The sequence below is a fragment of the Sphingomonas faeni genome (assembly GCF_023195535.1).
Classification (GTDB): Bacteria; Pseudomonadota; Alphaproteobacteria; order Sphingomonadales; family Sphingomonadaceae; genus Sphingomonas; species Sphingomonas faeni_B.
Genome location: NZ_JALPNF010000001.1, coordinates 343,916 through 363,668, shown reverse-complemented (window position 1 = coordinate 363,668; position 19,753 = coordinate 343,916). Strand labels below are relative to the sequence as shown.

Here is a 19,753-nt window from a genome sequence, read left to right as displayed (position 1 = left end):
TTGATCCTCCCCTGCAAGGGGAGGTGGCTGGCTCGCCAGACGGAGGGGTGACACCCTCTCGATAGCGCGTCACCCCTCCGTCAGCCCAATGGGCTGCCACCTCCCCTTGCAGGGGAGGAACTACGCGAGAGCCAACACAGGTTTGCGGCCTAACGCCGTTGCCAGAGCGGCATGGCGACGTTCTACCGCCTCTCCGTAAAGCCCGCGATCGTCCGAGCGGAGCGTCAGCGTCAGGGAGACACCGTCGTCCGCGAGGCTGGAGCGTTTCAGCGGTCCGGCGAGGCCGCCGCTCATGCGCTGGCCGAGGCGCATCGCCAGCCCCCACGCGGTCGCGCTCTTTACCGCCGCTGGACTCGCCAGGCGGCCCACCGGATCCGCGGCTGCCAAGTCGCCGCCGAGGCTCGTGTAAAGCGCCTGCGCCAACATGCCCCGGCCTGGGGCGTCGATCGCCACCCAATTGCCGTGCAACGCGACCTCCACGCCACGTTCGGCGCGGAACTCCGGATTGGCCCGCCAGCCAACGTCCGCGAGCAGGCATGCGGTATGGCGGAGTCGCGCCATTGCAGGCGGCTCGGTCGTGAATAACGGCGCGAGCCAGCGATCGAGCAGGTCGCCGTGCTCGGGAAACCGGCCAAGCAGGCGGCCTTCTTCGCGAGCCGCAACGATCAGCGGGTCGAGCGTGCGGTCTGCGGGCTTCAGATGTTCGTAGAGCAGCCCTTCGCGCAGGCCGTAGGCCGATACGACCGTCGTCTTGCTGCCAAGCTGGCGCATCAGCACGCCGAGCAATGCGGCGGCGTCGGCCAGCGTCGCGGTACGGCCCGACGACAAGCCGGGGATCGCCTTCAAGCGGGGCTTCGAAAGCTGCGGGATCGTTCGGCTCAACCGCGTGATGGTCGCGGCGGTCATCGAATATTGATGGATGATCGGCAGCGGATAGTCCGCCAGCTCCATGTCGAGACGCGCCAGCGCACGCCACGATCCGCCGACGAGATAGAGCGGCAGCCCCTGCCCCTTGGCCGTCCAGCCAGCCTCGCGGACCAACCTCGCCACATAGCGTTCGAGCACCTTGCCGCGCTTGGCACGGAGCGGGCCGATGCGGAGTACGCCCAAGGGAAACGAAACGCGATCCTCGATCTTGCCGCGACGGACGCGGACCAGTTCGAGACTGCCGCCCCCGAGGTCGCCGACGATGCCATCCGCGTCCGGGATTGCCGAGAGCACGCCGTAGCCGGCCGCGCTGGCTTCCTGCTCCCCGGAGAGCGTCTCGACTTTCAAGCCGAGTTGCTCAGCCGTTGCAATAAGTTCGCCGCCGTTCTTCGCATCGCGTACCGCCGCCGTCGCGACCGTGCGGAGTGTCGAACATTCCATCTCGCGTGCTACCGCTGCGAATCGCGCAAGTGCCACCCGCGCCGTTTTTAGCGCGGATTTCTCGATCGATCCGGTTGCGGCCAACCCTCGACCAAGCCCCGCGAGCACCTTCTCGTTGAACCGGATCGCGGGCAGCCGTGGTGGCCCTTGATACACCACTAGACGGATCGAGTTCGAGCCGATGTCGATGATCCCGGTGCGCGGGTGATCATCTGTCTCCGCCTTGGGGGGCGAATTGCCGAACAGGACGCTGGTGACGCTCATCGTTTTCGGCGGAGCGACAAGGTCGGTACGGCATTGCTGGTCGCGAGCGAGGCGCCGCGGCCGGAGAGCGAAGGATTCGTCATGAAATACCGATGCAGGTTGAACGGGCGGTCGCCGGGATCGACGCGGGCATATTCGCCATCGGGGCCTAGCTCCCAACTCTGCTCGTTGTCGATCAGGTTCGCGACCATCACCTGATCGAGGATCTGGTCGTGGACCGTCGGATTGAGGATCGGCAGCATATATTCGACACGGCGATCGAAGTTGCGCGGCATCCAGTCGGCCGACGAGATGAACAGCTTGGCGCCGTCATTGGGGAGCGCCTTGCCGTTGCCGAACGCCCAGATGCGGCTGTGCTCGAGGAACCGGCCGATCACCGACTTGACGCGGATCGTTTCCGACAATCCGGGAACGCCGGGGCGCAGGCAGCAGATGCCGCGGATGATCAGGTCGATCTCGACCCCTGCCCCGCTCGCCTCGTACAGCTTCTCGATCACCGCGGGGTCGACCAGCGAGTTCATTTTTGCCCAGACTCCGGCGGGCTTGCCGGCGCGCGCATTGGCGATCTCGACGTCGATCAGGTTCATCAGGTTCTGGCGCAGGTCACGCGGGCTCAGGCTGACGCGCGCCATGTCGGTCGGTTCGACATAGCCGGTGATGTAGTTGAACATCTGCGCGGCATCGCGCCCAACCGCGGCGTCGGCGGTGAAGAAGCTGAGATCGGTGTAGATCTTGGCGGTGACCGGGTGATAATTGCCCGTGCCGAAGTGGCAGTACGTGCGGAACGCTTGGCCTTCGCGGCGGACGACCAGCGAAACCTTCGCGTGCGTCTTCCAGTCGATGAAGCCGTAGACAACCTGCACGCCGGCGCGCTCCAGTGCGGAGGCCCAGACCATGTTCTGCTCTTCGTCGAAGCGCGCCTTGAGCTCGACGACCGCGGTGACCGACTTGCCCGCCTCCGCCGCGGTAATAAGCGCGTTGATGACCGCGGGCTGCTTGCCGGCGCGGTAGAGCGTCTGCTTGATTGCCACGACGTCGGGGTCGTTTGCCGCCTGCTTGAGGAACGCGAGCACCACTTCGAACGTCTCGTAGGGGTGGTGAACGACGATGTCCTTCGCCTTGATCGCCGCAAAGCAATCGCCGCCGAATTCGCGGATCCGCTCGGGGAAGCGCGGGGTGAAGGGCGGGAACTTCAGGTCGGGGCGATCTTCGTCGACCAAGCCATCGAGGTCGACGATGCCGAGTAGATTGCCGCTCTCGGTGATGATCGCGTCGGCGCCGCCGAGTTCGTCCTTGAGGACCGCGGCGAGCACGTCGGGGATACCGGTTTCAAGTTCGAGGCGGATCACGCGGCCGCGACGGCGGCGCTTGATCGCGTTGGCGAAGTAGCGGACGAGATCCTCCGCCTCCTCCTCGATCTCCATGTCGCTGTCGCGCAGGACACGGAAACTGGCGGCGGCGAGGACTTCGTAGCCGGGGAACAGGACGGGCGCGAACCGCTTCAGGATCGATTCGATCGAGATGTAGCGGGCCGGCTCGCCGGGTAGGCGAACGAACCGCGTCATCGTGTGTGGGAGCATGACGAGCTCGCGGACCGGCTCGTTGTCCGAACGGCGGACGAGATCGAAGATCACCGACAGGCCGCGGTTCGGGATGAACGGGAACGGATGCGCGGGATCGAGCGCCTGCGGGGTCAGGATCGGGAAGATCTGATCGCGGAAATGCGTTTCGAGCCACTCGTCGGCTTCGCCCTCGACCGCTTCGCGCCGCAGGACGAACAACCCGGCCTCGTCGAGCAGCACGCGCAGGTCGCCCCACACTGCCTGCTGGCTGGCCATCAGTTCGTCGGCCTCGCGGACGATCGCAGTCAGCTGTTGCCCCGCGGTGAGGCCGTCCGCCGAGCGGCGGTCAACGTCCTGCGTTTGCTGTCCCTTCAGGCCGGCGACGCGGACCATGAAGAACTCGTCGAGGTTGGAGCCCGAAATCGACAGGAAGCGGAGCCGCTCCAGCAGCGGATGCGCAGGATTGCACGCCTCCTCCAGCACACGACGATTGAACGCCAGCCAGGAGAGTTCGCGGTTGAAGAACCGGTCGTTCGGCTCTGCGCCGATGGGATCGTCGTCGTCTTCCGATTGGCGGACGATATGGGCTGGACGGTTCATCAGGCCTCTTGGGGGCTTATGGTGGCGTGAAGAGCGGGAGGTCGAGAGCGAGTTGCGGTCGGAGGATCAGCCCGGCTTCGGTGAGTGTGGTTCGTGCAAGATTAATCGACAAGCGCTTGCGACGTTCCATCGCCTCCTGATCGAGCGCATCGACGGTTCGCGTTACGGTAATATGACTTCGCTCGATTCTCGTGGCCAGCCAGTCGATCAGATCGGGCCGCGCATCGAGGCTGCGACGCTCGAACAGATGCGCGAGCAGCAGCCGCATGAGTTCGTCGTCGGGCGCGCCGATCGCCGCGATCGGGCTGGCCGCGAGGCGCGAGCGCAAGTCGGGGAGCTTGACCTTCCACTCGGGCGGGGCTGCGTCGGCGACGATGAGCAGCGGCCTGTGCTCCTCCTGCGCGCGGTTCCAGGCGTGGAACAGCTGCGCCTCGGGCACGCGCTCGGCGTCGTCGATGATCGTGCCGCCGCTCTTCGCCGCGAAGATCCGGGCGAGCAGGCTGCGGCCCGATTTGCGCGGGCCGGTGAGGATGGCGGTCATCACGGGCCAGGTCGACCAGTGCTCGAGCGTATGGACGGCCCTCGAGTTGGAGGGGGTAACCAGGAAGGCGTCGTCGCGAGGGTCCGCCGGCCACCCGAGTGGCAGCGCGATTTGAGTCATCTTGGTCGCGCTCACCCTGTCGTCACGGTATCCGCGGGAAGGTCCGGCGGAAGAAGTTGGGAAACCCGGCGGATGCGGATCGTCTGGCCGGAACCGAATACCTGGTAGCCGCGCGCTTCGAGCGCGGTCTTGAGCGCCGCCGGATCGCCGTCATAGGCGACCCGCATCAGCGAGACGCCGCCGAGCGCGAGACTGGTGGTCGCGGCCGACCGGACACCGGGGATCGCGCGGAGTGCGGCTTCGGTCGACGATACGGCCGTGGCTGCTGGCGTGTCGAACTGAACGGTGATCGAGATGCCTTCGCCACCGGTCAGCACCGCGATGTTGGCATCGGCGGTCTCGTCGCTCGGGAGGTCGTCGGTTACCGCGGCTTCGGGCGTTGGCGGCGGCGACAGGCTGTAGTCGACACGGAGCGAACCATTGCGACGCGCCTGCTGATACAGGTCGTCGATCCGCTTGACGCCGGTATCGAGCAGTTGCGGCAGGCCGTCGGACGTTCCGACACGGAGCGTGAAGCGGCCGATCAGGTCGTTGTCGGGGCCGTGGCGCGCTTCGAACACGCCGATCACCGGGCCGCCGGGCCATTGGCGATAGAGCTTCACGACCGGAGACAGTACGTCGCTCGCGCCATATTGGTCGAGAATCGTCCGCCACCAGCCGCGGCCGGGACGCTGCGTCTGGCCGACGTTGAGCAGGAGCGCGTCGGGGCCGGAGCCGGACGGGCGAACATAATCGATGCTGCTGTTGCCGGTACGATAGCGCGCCCAGGCCTGCTGCCACTGCGTGCTCTGCTCGAAGGATTGGCCGACGCCGCCCGAATATTGGACCGGAATTGTTAGCATCGGCTGCGAGCGATCGGCGTAGGTGGATATGCCGAGGACGGAGCCCGCGCGGGTGCGGTTGAACAGCACGCCGAGCTTGGCGATGTAGCGCTGCGGGCCGATCTGTTCGTTCTCGACGACGATGCCCGAGACCAGCGAATCGAGCGTGCCGTCGGAGACGAGGCCACCACCACCACCAAGCCGGTTCGACAATTGTACCCAGGCTTTGCGCTGGGCGAGCCGCCAGCCGCTGTAGCGTGCGGCGTCGGCGGTCTTGCCGGCTACATCGACGGTGACGCCGCTCACCTCGTAGGCGCTGCCGCTGTCGACCGGGGCTGCGCCTCGGCTGCCACCCTCGATCTGCGCGAGCACGGCTCCGCCGCTGAGCAGCAAAGCGGCGCCGGCAAGCGCGGTGGGGAGGGTACGGATACGCATCAAGCGGGCCTTTTGGCGAAGCAGACGTGGAAATCCAAGCGCGATGTGGCTAGCAGCACCGATCATGACCGATACGCCAGACTCCGCCGCTCCCGCCACGGGCTCCTACACCTACGCTCAAGCGGGCGTTTCGATCGCCGCAGGCAACGCGTTGGTGCGCGCGATCGCCCCGCTCGCGCGCTCGACGCGGCGGCCGGGTGCAGACGCGGATCTTGGCGGGTTCGGCGGGATGTTCGATCTGAAGGCGGCAGGGTTCGTTGACCCTCTGCTGGTCGCGGCGAACGATGGTGTCGGCACCAAGCTGAAGCTGGCGATCGAATGGGATCGCCATGAAGGCGTCGGCGTCGACCTGGTCGCGATGTGCGTCAACGATCTGATCGTGCAGGGCGCCGAGCCTTTGTTCTTCCTCGATTATTATGCGAGCGGGAAGCTCGATGCGGCCGTCGCCGAGCGTGTCGTCGCGTCGATCGCGGAAGGGTGCAAGACCGCGGGTTGCGCCTTGATTGGTGGCGAGACCGCCGAGATGCCGGGCATGTATGCGGACGGCGACTACGATCTGGCGGGCTTCTGCGTCGGTGCGGTCGAGCGGACCAACGTGCTGACCGGGCGCGAGATCGCGGCGGGCGACGTGATGCTCGGACTTGCATCGTCGGGCGTGCATTCGAACGGGTTCTCGCTGGTTCGTCGCCTGGCGACGGATCGCGGGTGGAAGCTTGATCGGCCTGCGCTGTTCGACCAGGACAAGTTGCTGATCGATCACCTGATGGCGCCGACTCGCATTTACGTGGCGAGCCTGCTGCCGTTGCTGCGCGAGCGGCGGATCAAGGGGCTGGCGCATATCACCGGTGGCGGTCTGCTCGAGAACATCCCGCGCGTGCTGCCTGAGGGCATGCATGCGGTGGTCGATGCCGATGCGTGGGAGCAGTCGCGGTTGATGGCGTTCCTGCAGGCGCAGGGCGCGATCGAGCCGGAGGAGATGGCGCGGACGTTCAACTGCGGCATCGGCATGGTCGTGATCGTAAGCGCCGACGAGGCCAAGGCGGTGACTTCGGCACTGGAGGCGGCGGACGAGACGGTGTTCACCATCGGGCGAATCGAGACCGGGGCGCATGGCTGCACGGTTCGCGGGTCGGCGGGCACTTGGAGCGCGCGCGAGGACTGGACCGCGACGCATGGCTGAGAAGACGCGGGTCGGCGTGCTGATCTCCGGGCGCGGATCGAACATGATGGCGCTGGTCGGGGCGTCGCGCGCGGCCGAGTGTCCGTATGAGATCGCGCTCGTGGCTTCGGACAAGCCGGATGCGGCTGGGCTCGAATGGGCGCGGTCGCAGGGTCTGGCGACGTTTGCGCTTTCACCCAAGGGTTTAGGGAAGCCTGCTTACGAGGCGGCGATCGATGCGGCGTTGCGTGAGGCTGGCGTCGAGGTCGTTGCGCTGGCCGGGTATATGCGGTTGCTGTCGGACGGTTTCGTCGCGGCGTGGCGTGACCGGATCGTCAACATCCATCCATCGCTGCTGCCCAAGTACAAGGGGCTCGACACGCATGCACGCGCCATTACGGCGGGCGATGCGGTCGGCGGGTGTTCGGTGCATGTCGTGACCGAGGAACTCGATGGCGGCGTGGTGCTGGGACAGGCCGAGGTGCCGATCCTTGCCGGCGACGATGCGGATGCGCTTGCGGAGCGCGTCTTGGCGGCGGAACATGCTTTGTACCCGAAGACCTTGGCGGAGTTCGTGACGCGATGACCGATCTGTCCCCTCTCGACCGCGTTCGTGCGGCGGCGCTGGCGTTGCCCGAGACCGAGGAAACGGTTTCGCATGGCCAGCCGACGTTCTTCGTGGCGGGCAAGCAGTTCGCGCAGTTTCGGGCGGATCATCATGGCGATGGGCTGACCGTGGTGTGCGTGAAAACGGGTGGGGCCGACGAGCAGGCGATGCTGATCGAGGCGAACCCGAATGTGTATTCGCGGCCGGCGTATCTTGGTGCGACCGGGTGGGTCGGCGTGAACCTTGCGGGCGATCCGGACTGGGCGCTGGTCGAGGACCGGATCGCGCGGAGTTGGGAACTGGCGGCCCCTGCCCGCCTGCTGGAAGCTGGCGGTCGATGAGCGGCGAGACTCCGACCGAACGGCGCGAGGCTGCGGCGACGCGGCGGCGCTGGGTGACGCTGGCGGAAGTCGTGGCGGTTGCAGGCGTGCTGATCGCCGCGCTGACGTTGTGGACGAACTGGTCGGATCACCGGGCGAACGAGGCGGACAAGCTCGCCGCGCAGTCGAGTGCGGCGCGCGAGCGGACGAAGATCGATCTGTCGGCGATCGTGCAGGATGGCGGCGATACGCTGTTGCTGAAGGATGCGCGGCACGACCTTCAGGACGTGACGATCACCTTCCCCCGTGCGCTGGGCGTATCGCCGCAGCGGCCACCAGCGGAACCGGTCATCGACAAATCCTGGTTCTCTAAACCGCTTCTGAAGTTGACCGATGGCGGCGCGGACAACCGAGCAGGCCGATTGCCGGTTCTGGTTAGCGTCCAATATTTTGATGGCGACACGACCCGGTCGGCGAGCGGCATCTATGAAGTGATCTGGAAGACCGAAGCCGGCTTGCCCTTGATGGGTCGGTCACTGAAGCTCGAGGGCTTGCGCGTTCGCCAGCGCGGCGGTGATCAGGCGAAGCTTGATGCGATCTGGGCGAAAGAGAAGCCCGCGACGTGATTGCCTACCTCTAAACGGCACCACCCCGGCGGAGGCCGGGGTCGAATTGGGGAACGTTGCTAACGGAGGGCAGCGGTCCGTTACTGCGACCTTTCCAATTGGGCCCCGGCCTTCGCCGGGGTGGTGGCGCTGCTGTGCAGTGCGGCGCGCTTCCGCCGGGGAACCTCAGACCGCCCTGGCGTAGACCGGGTCTTCGTGGAGGGTGGTGCCGACTGTGAACTGGCGGGCGCCGATTACCTTGAAGCCGTGACGTTCGTAGAAGGCTCGGGCGCGGGTGTTCTGGTCCCATACGCCTAGTAGGACGCGGGTTCGGCCTGCCACGGAGGCGTCTTCCAAGGCGCGCATCATTAGCGCAGCGCCCAGGCCTGTGCCTTGCGCGTGCTTCATCAGGTAGATGCGGCGGAGTTCTATGTCCGCGGGGCCTGGTTCGATCGGGAAATCCGGCGCGGTCAAAACCGTATAGCCGATCGGCGCGTGGCCGGGTTCGTGCTCGGCGAGCGTCACGATCGTCGAGGGATCGGCCAGCCACGTCTCGAACGTGGCGATGTTATTCTTCGTCGTGCAGTGGGCGACGATGTCCGCCCCGGTCAGCACGGTCGCATAAGTATCGAGGAACGTGGCGGATGCGACGAGCGACAGCGCGGGCGCGTCGCCCGGCCCTGCCCGTCGCAACCGCCAGGTCATCAGCCGACGATTTCTTCGGGCTTGAAGAAGTACGCGATCTCGATCTCGGCGTTCTCGTCCGAATCCGACCCGTGCACCGAGTTGGCTTCGATCGACTCGGCGAGTTCCTTGCGGATCGTGCCGGGCTCTGCGTTGGCGGGGTTGGTGGCGCCCATGATGTCGCGGTTGCGCTGCATCGCGTTCTCGCCTTCGAGAACCTGGACGACGACCGGGCCCGAGATCATGAACGAGACGAGCTCGCCGAAGAACGGACGCTCCTTGTGGACCGCGTAAAAGCCCTCGGCCTGCTCGCGGGTCATCTGGATGCGCTTCGAAGCGACGACGCGCAGGCCGGCTTCCTCGAGCATCTTGGTGACCGCACCGGTCAGGTTGCGGCGGGTGGCATCGGGCTTGATGATCGAAAAGGTACGGTTCGCGGCCATGATGGTCACGGGCTCCTGTGATAAAGCTTTGGAAAAGTGGCGCCGCCCTAGAGCCGGGGCGGTCCGAATGCAACTAGGCGGCCTGTTCCCAGCGTCCGGCGTCGTTCTGTTTCCAGTAGCGGCGTTCGACGCCGTCGCGGTCGGCGAGTGCCTTCCAGGCTAGGCGGGCTTCGCGGATCGCCTCGTCGTCGAAGATGTGGAAGGCACGGTCGAAGGTCAGGGTCAGGTCACGCCAGCGACCATCGACGATCGCGACGTTGCGCGCCGCATTGGCTGGGGCGGCTTCGGATATGTCGTCCGCAATCAGAATGGGTTGTGCTGTGTCGTCGGTGCTGCCGGCCTGCGCGTGGGGGAGGAAGCTCTCGGGGGCGTAGGACCAGAGCAGGCGGTCGAGGGCGACGCGTTGCTCCTGGGGTTCGGCGACAATGAGCAGGCGACCGCCGGTCGCGATCACGCGCTCGGCGATGCGCGGGAGAACGCGGTCGAGCGGGCTGGTGAGGTGGTAGAAATCGACCTGCATTGTTTCCCTCGTTCTACCACAACCCCCTCGTCATCCTGACGAAAGTCAGGACCCAGAGCCACGCAGGGCATCGCCTGGTATCCTGGGTCCTGACTTTCGTCAGGATGACGGGAGGGGGGGCAGACTTTACCTCTCCCCTAACCCCTCCGGCAATCGGGAGAGGGATTTTCTGCGTTTACCCCTCGAAATTGTCGGCGACGAACTGGTCGAGCAGGCGGACGCCATAGCCCGTCGCACCCTTGTCGTGGTTCGTCCCCGGCTTGTCGGACCAGACCATGCCGGCGATGTCGAGATGCGCCCACTTCACGCCCTCGTCGACGAAGCGCTTGATGAACTGCGCCGCGGTGATCGAGCCGGCGCCGCGGGGACCGACGTTCTTCATGTCGGCGATCGGCGAATCGATCAGCTTGTCGTAGGCGGGCGACAGCGGGAAACGCCAGAGCGTGTCGCCGGTGGTCTTGCCCGCCGCGATCAGCTGGTCGGCGAGCGCGTCGTCATTGGCGAAGATGCCGCCATTCTCGGTGCCGAGCGCGACGATCATCGCCCCCGTCAGCGTGGCGAGATCGACGATCGTGGTCGGCTTGTGCGCCTGCTGCACCCACGTGACGCAATCGCAGAGCACGAGGCGTCCCTCGGCGTCGGTGTTGAGCACTTCGATCGTCTGGCCGGACATCGAGGTGATGACGTCGCTCGGGCGCAGTGCCGCGCCGTCGGGCATGTTCTCGACCAGGCCCATCACGCCGACGACGTTCGCCTTCGCCTTGCGGCTCGCCAGGGCCTTCATCGCGCCGGCGACCGCGCCTGCGCCGCCCATGTCCCACTTCATGTCTTCCATGCCCGCGCCGGGCTTGATCGAGATGCCGCCCGAATCGAACGTCACGCCCTTGCCGACGAACGCTAGCGTGGGCGCATCGGCCCCTGCCCCGTTCCACTTGAGCGCAAGGATGCGCGCTTCACGCCGCGAGCCCTGGCTGACGCCGAGCAGCGAGCCCATGCCGAGTTCGGTCATCTGTGCCTCGTCGAGCACGGTGATCTCCAGGCCGAGGCCCTCGACCTCCTTGGTCACCTTCTCGACGAAGCTCTCGGGATAGACGACGTTCGGCGGCGACGTGACCAGCCAGCGCGTCAGGTCGAGACCGCCGGTGACCGCGGACTGCTCGGCCCAGGCAGCGTCGGTGCCTTCGGGCGCGCCGGCGATGGTGATCTCGGTCAGCGTCGGCTTCGACTTCTCGGCCAGCTTGGTACGGTACGTGTCGTAGCGCCATGCGCGCTGGGCGGCGGCGGCGGCGAAGTGCGCGGCGGCCTTCGGGGTCGGCGTGGCACCGGCGGAGAGATCGGCGGCGACCGACGTCGCGCCCGAGGTCAGCAGGCGTGCGGTGATCGCGCCGCCGGCCTTCTCCCAATCGGCGTTCTCGCCCGTGCCGACGCCGATGAGCAGGACCTGGCGGACTGCACCGTCGACGGGCACGAACAGCTCGACGACCGAGCCTGCCTCGCCCGCGAACCGCGCGGCCGCCGCTGCGCCGGTCGCCACCGCCTCGACATCGCCGCCGATCGCGCTCCACTTGGTCTGCGCCACGCCGTCCTTTGCGACGGGGACGGCCAGGATCTGGGCGTTGGCGGGTACGGTCGGGGCGAAGACGATCTGCATGAAGAAACCTCGGGAAGCTTTTGAACGGATGTACGTGCCCCATAAGTTGATGCCGCGGGTCCGGCAAAGCAAGGTGGAGCCCGTCGACGCGCGATGATTGCAGCGACGTGCCTGCAAGCGGGTGCGGGATGCGATTGCAGCGAAGGGCCGGTGGTGCGATAGGCGGGCGATATGGCGGCAAACGGCTGCCCAGTGCCAAAGGGGTTGGTTCGGATCGTGTTGCGTATCGACCTTTTGACGGGTTGTGCCGTTTCGCTCGCGCTGGCGTGCGGACTGGCAAGCTCGCCCGTGCAAGCCCAGGATTTCCAGAACCGTCCGGTCGCGCCACCGGTGCAGGACCCGCCGGTCGCCAATGCGTCAACGGCGACGCCGGCCGAAGACCAGGTGCAGTTCAGCTCCACGGCGCTGGAATACAACACCAACACCGATATCGTCACCGCGACCGGTGAAGTCCGGATGTTCCGCCAGGGCAGCCGCCTGCGCGCCGACAAGGTCGTGTGGGACCGCAAGACCGGCAAGGTCGTCGCGACCGGCAACATCGCGGTCACCAATCCCGAAGGCGACATCGCGTACGGCGACGAGATCAACCTGACCGATTCGCTGAAGGACGGCGTGGTCGACAACATGCTGGTCGTGCTCGAACAGGGCGGCCGCCTCGCCGCCGAGCAGGGCACGCGCGACGCCGACGGCACGGTCAATTTGAAGACGGCGGCCTACACGCCGTGCGGCGTCACCAATTCCGCCGGTTGCCCGAAGGAACCGACGTGGAAGATCACCGCGGTCCGCGTCACCTATCGTCCGGAGCGGAAGCGCATCTTCTACAAGGGCGCGCGCCTGCACCTGTTCGGCCTGCCGAGCCTGCCGCTACCCGAATTCTCCAATCCGGTCGGTGGCGGGAGCGACAGTGGGTTGCTCTCGCCGAACGGCGGATACAGCCGCGTCAACGGCGTCGAAGTCAGCGTTCCCTATTACTGGAAGCTTGCCCCCAACCAGGGGCTGGTCATCACCCCGCACATCTACAGCAGCGTGCTGCCAATGGCGCAGGTCGATTATTCCGCGCTCAATTCGAAGGGCGCATTCAAAGTGCGCGCCTATGCGACTGAAAGCCGGCGCAGCGACGACCTGACGACAGCCAACCCGACCGACACGAGCATGGCGTTCCGCGGCTATATAGACGGCGTGGGGCGCTATCAGCTGTCGCCGAACTGGACCGCGAGCGGATCGCTGCGCCTGACGACCGACCGGACGTTCCTGCGCCGCTACGACATCTCGCGCGATGATCGCCTGCGCACCACGGCGAGCCTGGAGCGGATCGACGACAGCAGCTATTTCTCGCTGAGTGGCTGGTATGCGCAGACGTTGAGGGTCGCCGACAGGCAGGGGGATCAGCCGATCGCGCTGCCCGAGATCGACTATCGCAAGCGGTTCGACGACGGACTGGTCGGCGGCCGCTTCCAGCTCCAGCTGAACACGCTCGCGCTGACCCGCACCGATGGCCAGGACACGCAGCGCGCGTTCGCCAGCCTGCAATGGGACCTGCGCCGCTTCACCAACTGGGGCCAGGAGGTCACGTTCACGGCGTTCGCACGCGGCGACCTGTATAATACCAACAATACCGACGCGACGACCAACATCAGCTATCGTGGGCTGGAGGGCTTTCACCAGCGTGCGATCGGTGCGGTTGCGGTCGACGTGAAATGGCCTTTCATAGGCACGTTCCTCGGCGGCACGCAGCGTTTCACCCCGCGGGTCCAGTTCGTTGCGGCGCCGAAGGTCGCGAACATCACCTTGCCGAACGAGGATTCCCGCGCGGTCGATCTCGACGACACCAACCTGTTCTCGCTGAACCGGTTCGCCGGCTATGACCGGTTCGAGGATTCGTCGCGCATGACCTATGGCGGCGAATGGGCGCTCGACCTGCCGGGCATCAGCTTCACCACCAATGTCGGTCAGAGCTATCGGCTGGATCTGCGTCCGACCATCCTGCCGGATGGTACCGGCCTCAGCGATCGGTTCTCCGACATCGTCGGGCGCAGCGAGCTTCGGTTCCGCGACTTCGTCTCGATCGTCCACCGCTATCGACTCGACAAGGACGGCTTTGCGATCCGCCGCAACGAGATCGACGCGACGATCGGCTCGCGGGCGACCTATGTGCTGGTCGGATATCTGAAGCTCAACCGCAACATCGACGCCTCGATCGAGGATCTCCGCGACCGCGAGGAGGCCCGCGTCGCGGGCCGCGTCCAGTTCGCACGGTTCTGGTCGGCGTTCGGCTCGGGCGTCCTCGATCTCACCAACGCGTCGGAAGACCCACTGTCGCGCAGCGACGGCTTCACGCCGATTCGCCACCGTATCGGCATCCAGTACGAGGACGACTGCCTGCGCCTCGGCGGGACCTGGCGGCGGACCTACAACGACACCGGCGACGCGCGTAAGGGGAACAGCTTCCTGTTGACGCTGGCCTTCACCAACCTCGGCCGCTAAGCCCGCGTTCAGCTAGTTTGGAGCAAACCGCGCCAGATACGCGCCGTCATCGCAATGACGGTGCGATGTACGGCGTGCGATGATGGGATACCGACACTTGAAGCATGATGTTCGACTGGCGGCGCGTAGCAGCCGTGTGATCGGGGCGGTGGTTCTGGCCGCGCTGGCGGCAAGTGCGATCGCGCAGAGCGCTCCTCCGCAGGGTGCCGCGGGCCAGGCCGGCGCCGGTCGGACGGTCCAGGATCAGAGCGTGCCGGACAATACAGGTCTCGACATCCCGACCAACCTGCAGATCTTCGGCAAGCTCGACCCCAACGTCCGCAAGCCGACCGCGATCGTCAACGACACGGTGATCACCGGCACCGACGTCGACCAGCGCGTGGCGCTAGTGGCGATGGCGAACGAGGCGAAGCTGTCGCCGGAGGATCGCGAGCGGCTGAAGCTTCAGGTGCTGCGCCAGCTGATCGACGAGACGCTGCAGATCCAGGAGGCGAAGACCGCCGACGTAGTCATCACGCAGCCCGAGCTGACGCAGAGCTACGATGCGGTGTCGAAGCGGTTCAATCGGACGCCGGACGCGATGCGCGCCTATCTGCGCGAATCCGGCTCGTCGGAACGCTCGCTCAAGCGCCAGATCGAGGGCGAGCTGGCATGGCAGCGATATCTCCGCAAGCGCGTCGAGCCGTTCGTCAACGTCGGCGACGAGGAAGTGAAGTCGATCATCGACCGTCTCCAGGCGGCCAAGGGCACCGACGAGTTCAACCTCAAGGAAATCTATCTCGCGGCGACGCCGGCGAACGGCCAGCAGGTCTATGCGAACGCCAAGCAGATCCTGGCGGAGATCCAGAAGGGCGCGCAGCCGTTCGAATATTACGCGCGTCAGTTCTCCGAAGCGTCGACCCGTGCGGTCGGCGGCGATCTCGGCTGGATTCGCGCCGCGACGCTGCCGGCGCAGCTCGCCGAAGCGGCAACGACGATGCAGGTCGGCCAGGTCGCGGGGCCGATCGAGGTCTCGGGCGGCTATTCGATCCTGTATCTGACCGACAAACGCCAGGTGCTGACGGCCGATCCCCGTGACGCGAAGCTCAGCCTCAAGCAGCTGACGCTGAAGTTCCCGCCGAACACCAATCAAGCGCAGGCTGCGGCGCGTGCCCAGGCCTTCGCGAAGGCGACGCAGGAATTGCGCGGCTGCGGCACCGTCGAGAAGGTTGCGGCTGGGATCGGCGCGGAAGTGGTCGACAACGACACGGTCCGCATCCGCGACCTGCCGCCCCAGCTTCAGGAGATCATGCTGAAGCTTCAGGTCGGTCAGTCGACGCCGCCGTTCGGCTCTGCGGAACAGGGCGTGCGCGCGCTGGTGCTGTGCGGACGCGACGATGCGCAGGCCGGGTCGGTGCCGAACTCGGAGCAGATCCAGGGCCAGCTTGAACAGCAGCGCGTCAACCTGCGCGCCCAGCAGAAGCTGCGCGATCTGCGGCGCGATGCCGTGGTCGACTATCGGTGATCGCGACATGGTAACCGGGGCGTGACGCGCGTCCACCCGCTCGCGGTATCGATGGGCGATCCTGCGGGGATCGGGCCCGAGATCATCGCCAAGGCGTGGGACGCGCGAGCGACGCATGGCCTGCCGCCGTTCGTGGCGGTCGGCGATGCGCGCGCGATCGAGCGGGTCTGGACCGGCCCGATCGCGCGGGTCGCGGATATGAACGAAGCCGGGGCGGTGTTCTCCGATGCGTTGCCGGTACTGACGGTCGGCGACGCCGGGACGATCGTTCCCGGGCACCCCGATGCCGATGGCGCGCGGTGTGCGCTGCATTCGCTCGAGCTGGCCGTCGGGCTCGTCCGTACCGGGGCGGCGCGCGCGCTGGTGACGGGGCCGGTGTCGAAATCGCAGCTATATGCCATCGGCTTCAGTCATCCGGGACAGACCGAGTTCGTCGCCGAGCGTTATGGCGTTGCGGGTGACAATGCGGTGATGATGCTGGCCGGGCCTTCGCTGAAGGTGGTGCCGATCACGACCCACGTGCCGTTGAAGGACGTGTCGGCGCTGCTGACGATCGACCTGATCGTCGCCAAGGGCCGCGCGACTGCACGCGGGTTGCTGCGCAACTTCGGGATCGAGAACCCGCGGCTCGCCTTTGCGGGGTTCAATCCGCATGCCGGCGAACAGGGTGCGCTGGGGCGCGAGGAGATCGAGATCATCGCGCCGGCGATCGCGATCCTGCGGGACGAGGGCATCGATGCGACCGGGCCGTTTGCGGCGGACACGATGTTCCACCCGCGGGCGCGCAAGACCTATGACGTCGCGATGTGCTGCTATCATGACCAGGCGTTGGTGCCGCTCAAGACGATCCATTTCGACGAGGGCGTCAACATGACGCTGGGTCTGCCGATCGTGCGGACCTCGCCCGATCACGGCACCGCGTTCGCGATCGCGGGCAAGAACCTCGCCGAACCGGGTGCGATGATCGCGGCGATCGCGATGGCGGGCGGCGCGGCCGACCGGCGCGCGCAGACCGCAGCCTGCAAGTCGTGAGCGATGCGGTAACGGCGCTGCCCCCGCTGCGCGAGGTCATTGCGCGGTACGGTTTGAACGCGAGCAAGGCGCTCGGACAGAATTTCCTGTTCGACATGCAGTTGCTCAAGCGGATCGCAGCGGTGCCGGGCGATCTGCGTGGTGCGGAAGTGCTGGAAGTCGGGCCTGGACCTGGTGGCCTGACGCGCGCGCTGCTTGCGGCGGGGGCTCGGGTGACGGCGATCGAGCGTGACCGGCGGTGTATCCCGGCGCTGGCCGAACTCGGCGAGGCATATCCGGGCAGGCTGCGCGTGATCGAGGGCGACGCGATGGCAATCGATGCGCCAACGCTGTTCGAGGGCAAGCCGCATATCGTGTCGAACCTGCCCTATAATATCGGCACGGCGTTGCTGGTCGGGTGGCTATCGGCGGCGTGGCTGCCGTGGTGGCAGTCGTGCACGCTGATGTTCCAGAAGGAAGTCGCCGAGCGGATCGTCGCCAAGACCAATGACGATCATTATGGGCGGCTGGCGGTGCTGGCGCAGTGGCGCTCGACTGCGCGGATCGCGATGCCGGTGCACCGATCGGCTTTCACGCCGCCGCCCAAGGTGATGTCCGCGGTGGTGCACCTGGTGCCGGTGGACGCGCCCGAGGGGGTGAACTTCGCGGTGCTCGAGCGGCTGACGGGGGCGGCGTTCGGGCAGCGGCGGAAGATGTTGCGGCAGAGTTTGAAGGGCGTGCCGGGGGCGCTCGATGCGCTGGAACGGATCGGGGTGGAGGCTACGCGGCGGGCGGAAACGCTGTCGGTGGCGGATTTTACGGCGTTGGCCAAGGCGGTCAGGTGAACTTGACGATCCTCCCCCGCAAGGGGGAGGTGTCGCCGAAGGTGACGGAGGGGGAGGACACGGAACGGCGGTTTCGCTTGCCTCCCCCTCCGTCAGCCTAAGATGGCTGCCACCTCCCCCTGGCGGGGGAGGATCAATGCAAGAAGCGTCAGTCCTTGGCGGCGACCGGGGTCTTCTCGACCTGCGCGGTTGTGACTGGCGGCCCCTTGGCGATCACCGCCGCGAGCTGCGTCGCCTCGGGGCATACACCCTTGCAGAGCGTGCGGATCTTCACGAGGTTGTCCTTCGCGCGGACCACGGCGCCCTTTGCCACCAGTGCCTCGCCCTGCCCCTTCAACGCCGCAACGTCGTTCGGTTCGAGCAGCAACGCCTCGCGGTACAGGCGGATCGCCTTGCCCGGCAGGTCGCGCGTCTCGGCGACCTTGGCGAGCAGGAGGAACGACGCCCGATTGCGCGGATCGACTGCGACCGACGTCTCCAGAACATCGGTCGCAGCGTCGAGATTACCCGCCGCCACCAACGACCGGCCTTGCGCCAGAAGCTGCATCGAGCGGGCATCGATCTGCGCGTCGGGGCGCTGCCCGCTGAGCGAGGTCGATACGCACACGATGGTCAGCGTGGCGGCAAGGGCAACGGACGAAAAACGCATGATCGTCTCCAGGCGGGTCATTGGCGGCTGGCTAGCACGCAGCCCGGAGGCGCGCGACAAAAAAGCCGTCGGTGCCGTCGCGGCCGGGTTCGAGGCGGACGCCGTGGCCGTGTTTCGCGCCGGCGGGGAGTGTCAGGGGCTCGGTCGTCCAGCCGGGATGCGCGTTCAGGAACCAGGTGACCTGATCGGTGCCCTCGGCGTCGAGCAGCGAGCAGACGATGTAGACGAGCGCGCCGCCGGGCTTGACCAGCGTGGCGGCGACCGAGAGCACCTGCTGCTGCGTCGATTGCAGCCGCGAAACACGGTCGGGGGTGAGCCTCCAGCGCGCCTCGGGATTGCGCCGCCACGTGCCGGTGCCCGAACACGGTGCGTCGACGAGTACGCCGTCAGCGCGACCGGCCCATTCGCTGAGCGCCTCGATCTCGCGCGTCGGGTTGAGCAGGCGGCTCTCGACGATCGTCGCGCCGGCGCGGGTTGCGCGGGGAGCGAGGCGCGAGAGGCGATTGCGATCGGTGTCGCACGCGAGGATGACGCCTTCGTTCTTCATCGTCGCGGCGAGCGCGAGCGTCTTGCCGCCTGCGCCTGCGCAGAGATCGACGATCCGCTCGCCCGGTTTCGCCTGCATCGCGAGGCCGACAAGCTGGCTGCCCTCGTCCTGCACTTCGAGCGCGCCTTCGTTGAAGAGCGGGAGCGCTTCGACGTTGGTGCCGGTCGGGAGGCGGATGCCGTCGGGAGCGTGGGGGGTGGCTTCGGCTTCCGGGAGCGCGGCGAGGACGGTCGCGCGGTCCGAGATCAGCGTGTTGACGCGGAGATCTAGCGTGGCGCGGCCGGCGAGGTCGGTCAGCGCGGCGCCGTCCAGGCCGGATGCGCGGAGGGCTTTGGTCAGCCACTGCGGGGCGACACCGGCGCGGGCGCGGGGTTCGTCCTTGGCGATCGGGGCCGGGGCGTGGGTCGAGCCGTCGAAGGTCGCGGCCAGTTCCGGGTCGGCGTCGGCTACGAGCAACATCGCGGTGCGGCCGTTTTCGGGGCGGTCGCCGGCCTTGCGGATCGCGGCGTAGACGAGTTCGCGGACGGCCCGGCGATCCTTGGAACCGGCGTAGCGGCGGGTGGCGAAATAGCGGGCGATCAGCGTGTCGGCGGCGGCACCGGACTCGCGGGCGGCGGCGATGATCTGGTCGAGGAGTTCGATCGCGGCCTGGGTGCGTGCTGGGGGAGTCACGTGTTGGCTCCCGACTTCGCATGGGTTCGGGGGGAGGTTTGGTAGGGGGTGTTCGTCATCATCCCCTCCCCTAGCCCCTCCCGCTGGCGCGAGGGGAATAAATTCGGGGCTCGGTCAAGATCACGGTGCCTCCTGCCCCCCCCGTCATCCCGGCGGACGCCGGGACCCATGGTTGCGGTTTGGGTGATGGTTGCGCGCTTCGCTGGGTCCGCCGTGTCCGTGGGTCCCGGCGTTCGCCCAGATGACGGAATATTGGAGGGCCCTTTGAGCCGAGCGCGCAAATCGTGTTTCCCCGCGAAGGTGAAGATCCAGACTGGGCTACCGCCTTCGCGGGAGAGCAG

The 19,753-nt window shown here is 66.9% G+C and carries 18 protein-coding genes; 8 read left to right on the top strand and 10 right to left on the bottom strand.

Translation table 11 applies throughout. The features are described 5' to 3' along the window. Positions 1-120 precede the first annotated feature (120 nt). The 4 genes from SPHN_RS01475 to SPHN_RS01460 are packed head-to-tail and all read right to left on the bottom strand — an operon-like array spanning position 121 to position 5,711. Complete coding sequence (locus SPHN_RS01475; protein WP_248520706.1) at positions 121-1,632, bottom strand: Ppx/GppA family phosphatase; 1,512 nt, start codon at positions 1,630-1,632, stop codon at positions 121-123. Beyond that, positions 1,629-3,794, bottom strand: coding sequence for an RNA degradosome polyphosphate kinase (locus SPHN_RS01470; protein ID WP_248520705.1), 2,166 nt, complete (start codon positions 3,792-3,794; stop codon positions 1,629-1,631). Before SPHN_RS01470 ends, SPHN_RS01475 begins: the two co-directional genes overlap by 4 nt. A 16-nt stretch (positions 3,795-3,810) precedes the next feature. Then, on the bottom strand, positions 3,811-4,455 hold the full coding sequence (locus SPHN_RS01465) for a DnaA ATPase domain-containing protein (RefSeq protein ID WP_248520704.1): 645 nt from the start codon (positions 4,453-4,455) through the stop codon (positions 3,811-3,813). Positions 4,456-4,466: 11 nt separating this feature from the next. Continuing rightward, the gene (locus SPHN_RS01460; RefSeq protein WP_248520703.1) at positions 4,467-5,711 is read right to left on the bottom strand and encodes a heavy-metal-associated domain-containing protein; all 1,245 of its coding nucleotides are present in this window, start codon (positions 5,709-5,711) and stop codon (positions 4,467-4,469) included. A 64-nt stretch (positions 5,712-5,775) separates the two neighbouring features. On the opposite strand from SPHN_RS01460, the gene purM reads away from it, so the two are divergent. Genes purM through SPHN_RS01440 form a run of 4 tightly spaced genes read left to right on the top strand, consistent with a single transcriptional unit; the run spans position 5,776 to position 8,423 of the window. Continuing rightward, on the top strand, positions 5,776-6,891 hold the full coding sequence (gene purM, locus SPHN_RS01455) for a phosphoribosylformylglycinamidine cyclo-ligase (protein ID WP_248520702.1): 1,116 nt from the start codon (positions 5,776-5,778) through the stop codon (positions 6,889-6,891). Further along, positions 6,884-7,456, top strand: coding sequence for a phosphoribosylglycinamide formyltransferase (purN, locus tag SPHN_RS01450; protein ID WP_248520701.1), 573 nt, complete (start codon positions 6,884-6,886; stop codon positions 7,454-7,456). Before purM ends, purN begins: the two co-directional genes overlap by 8 nt. Beyond that, positions 7,453-7,818 (top strand): MmcQ/YjbR family DNA-binding protein, encoded by a 366-nt coding sequence (locus SPHN_RS01445; RefSeq protein ID WP_248520700.1) that lies wholly within the window; start codon positions 7,453-7,455, stop codon positions 7,816-7,818. The genes purN and SPHN_RS01445 overlap by 4 nt, the downstream gene beginning before the upstream one ends. Beyond that, positions 7,815-8,423 (top strand): hypothetical protein, encoded by a 609-nt coding sequence (locus SPHN_RS01440; RefSeq protein WP_248520699.1) that lies wholly within the window; start codon positions 7,815-7,817, stop codon positions 8,421-8,423. Before SPHN_RS01445 ends, SPHN_RS01440 begins: the two co-directional genes overlap by 4 nt. Positions 8,424-8,588: 165 nt before the next feature. On the opposite strand, the gene SPHN_RS01435 is transcribed toward SPHN_RS01440, so the two are convergent. The 4 genes from SPHN_RS01435 to SPHN_RS01420 all read right to left on the bottom strand — a co-directional run bounded on the left by SPHN_RS01435 (position 8,589) and on the right by SPHN_RS01420 (position 11,700). Next, positions 8,589-9,107 carry a GNAT family N-acetyltransferase gene (locus SPHN_RS01435; protein ID WP_248520698.1) on the bottom strand — a complete coding sequence of 173 codons (519 nt, stop codon included), beginning with the start codon at positions 9,105-9,107 and terminating at the stop codon, positions 8,589-8,591. Further along, positions 9,107-9,529 carry a nucleoside-diphosphate kinase gene (gene ndk / locus SPHN_RS01430; protein WP_031393391.1) on the bottom strand — a complete coding sequence of 141 codons (423 nt, stop codon included), beginning with the start codon at positions 9,527-9,529 and terminating at the stop codon, positions 9,107-9,109. The genes SPHN_RS01435 and ndk overlap by 1 nt, the downstream gene beginning before the upstream one ends. A 73-nt stretch (positions 9,530-9,602) precedes the next feature. Further along, positions 9,603-10,049 carry a DNA polymerase III subunit chi gene (locus SPHN_RS01425; protein WP_248520697.1) on the bottom strand — a complete coding sequence of 149 codons (447 nt, stop codon included), beginning with the start codon at positions 10,047-10,049 and terminating at the stop codon, positions 9,603-9,605. 175 nt (positions 10,050-10,224) lie between these two features. Beyond that, positions 10,225-11,700 (bottom strand): leucyl aminopeptidase, encoded by a 1,476-nt coding sequence (locus SPHN_RS01420; protein WP_248520696.1) that lies wholly within the window; start codon positions 11,698-11,700, stop codon positions 10,225-10,227. Between the two features lie 216 nt (positions 11,701-11,916). Between SPHN_RS01420 and SPHN_RS01415 the strand changes: the two genes are divergently transcribed. The 4 genes from SPHN_RS01415 to rsmA all read left to right on the top strand — a co-directional run bounded on the left by SPHN_RS01415 (position 11,917) and on the right by rsmA (position 17,544). Beyond that, positions 11,917-14,184: an LPS-assembly protein LptD gene (locus SPHN_RS01415; RefSeq protein WP_432715037.1), complete on the top strand. Its 2,268-nt coding sequence runs from the start codon at positions 11,917-11,919 to the stop codon at positions 14,182-14,184. Between the two features lie 82 nt (positions 14,185-14,266). Next, on the top strand, positions 14,267-15,688 hold the full coding sequence (locus SPHN_RS01410; protein WP_432715045.1) for a peptidylprolyl isomerase: 1,422 nt from the start codon (positions 14,267-14,269) through the stop codon (positions 15,686-15,688). Positions 15,689-15,709: 21 nt separating this feature from the next. Further along, positions 15,710-16,720 (top strand): 4-hydroxythreonine-4-phosphate dehydrogenase PdxA, encoded by a 1,011-nt coding sequence (gene pdxA, locus SPHN_RS01405; protein ID WP_349238447.1) that lies wholly within the window; start codon positions 15,710-15,712, stop codon positions 16,718-16,720. Further along, a complete protein-coding gene (gene rsmA / locus SPHN_RS01400; RefSeq protein ID WP_248520693.1) occupies positions 16,717-17,544 on the top strand; it encodes a 16S rRNA (adenine(1518)-N(6)/adenine(1519)-N(6))-dimethyltransferase RsmA in 828 nt (275 codons plus the stop codon). The genes pdxA and rsmA overlap by 4 nt, the downstream gene beginning before the upstream one ends. Positions 17,545-17,692: 148 nt before the next feature. Here the strand turns inward: rsmA and SPHN_RS01395 are convergent, their stop codons facing one another. Together SPHN_RS01395 and SPHN_RS01390 are read right to left on the bottom strand one after the other, a co-directional pair. Further along, the gene (locus SPHN_RS01395) at positions 17,693-18,193 is read right to left on the bottom strand and encodes a tetratricopeptide repeat protein (protein WP_248520692.1); all 501 of its coding nucleotides are present in this window, start codon (positions 18,191-18,193) and stop codon (positions 17,693-17,695) included. A 31-nt stretch (positions 18,194-18,224) separates the two neighbouring features. Further along, positions 18,225-19,412 (bottom strand): RsmB/NOP family class I SAM-dependent RNA methyltransferase, encoded by a 1,188-nt coding sequence (locus tag SPHN_RS01390; protein WP_248520691.1) that lies wholly within the window; start codon positions 19,410-19,412, stop codon positions 18,225-18,227. Between the last annotated feature and the right edge of the window lie 341 nt (positions 19,413-19,753).

Bases quoted from the DNA above. Each gene is read 5' to 3' on its own strand.
- SPHN_RS01475 (WP_248520706.1), bottom strand. From the start codon at position 1,632: ATGAGCGTCACCAGCGTCCTGTTCGGCAATTCGCCCCCCAAGGCGGAG.
- SPHN_RS01470 (WP_248520705.1), bottom strand. From the start codon at position 3,794: ATGAACCGTCCAGCCCATATCGTCCGCCAATCGGAAGACGACGACGAT.
- SPHN_RS01465 (WP_248520704.1), bottom strand. From the start codon at position 4,455: ATGACTCAAATCGCGCTGCCACTCGGGTGGCCGGCGGACCCTCGCGAC.
- SPHN_RS01460 (WP_248520703.1), bottom strand. From the start codon at position 5,711: ATGCGTATCCGTACCCTCCCCACCGCGCTTGCCGGCGCCGCTTTGCTG.
- purM (WP_248520702.1), top strand. From the start codon at position 5,776: ATGACCGATACGCCAGACTCCGCCGCTCCCGCCACGGGCTCCTACACC.
- purN (WP_248520701.1), top strand. From the start codon at position 6,884: ATGGCTGAGAAGACGCGGGTCGGCGTGCTGATCTCCGGGCGCGGATCG.
- SPHN_RS01445 (WP_248520700.1), top strand. From the start codon at position 7,453: ATGACCGATCTGTCCCCTCTCGACCGCGTTCGTGCGGCGGCGCTGGCG.
- SPHN_RS01440 (WP_248520699.1), top strand. From the start codon at position 7,815: ATGAGCGGCGAGACTCCGACCGAACGGCGCGAGGCTGCGGCGACGCGG.
- SPHN_RS01435 (WP_248520698.1), bottom strand. From the start codon at position 9,107: ATGACCTGGCGGTTGCGACGGGCAGGGCCGGGCGACGCGCCCGCGCTG.
- ndk (WP_031393391.1), bottom strand. From the start codon at position 9,529: ATGGCCGCGAACCGTACCTTTTCGATCATCAAGCCCGATGCCACCCGC.
- SPHN_RS01425 (WP_248520697.1), bottom strand. From the start codon at position 10,049: ATGCAGGTCGATTTCTACCACCTCACCAGCCCGCTCGACCGCGTTCTC.
- SPHN_RS01420 (WP_248520696.1), bottom strand. From the start codon at position 11,700: ATGCAGATCGTCTTCGCCCCGACCGTACCCGCCAACGCCCAGATCCTG.
- SPHN_RS01410 (WP_432715045.1), top strand. From the start codon at position 14,267: ATGGGATACCGACACTTGAAGCATGATGTTCGACTGGCGGCGCGTAGC.
- SPHN_RS01395 (WP_248520692.1), bottom strand. From the start codon at position 18,193: ATGCGTTTTTCGTCCGTTGCCCTTGCCGCCACGCTGACCATCGTGTGC.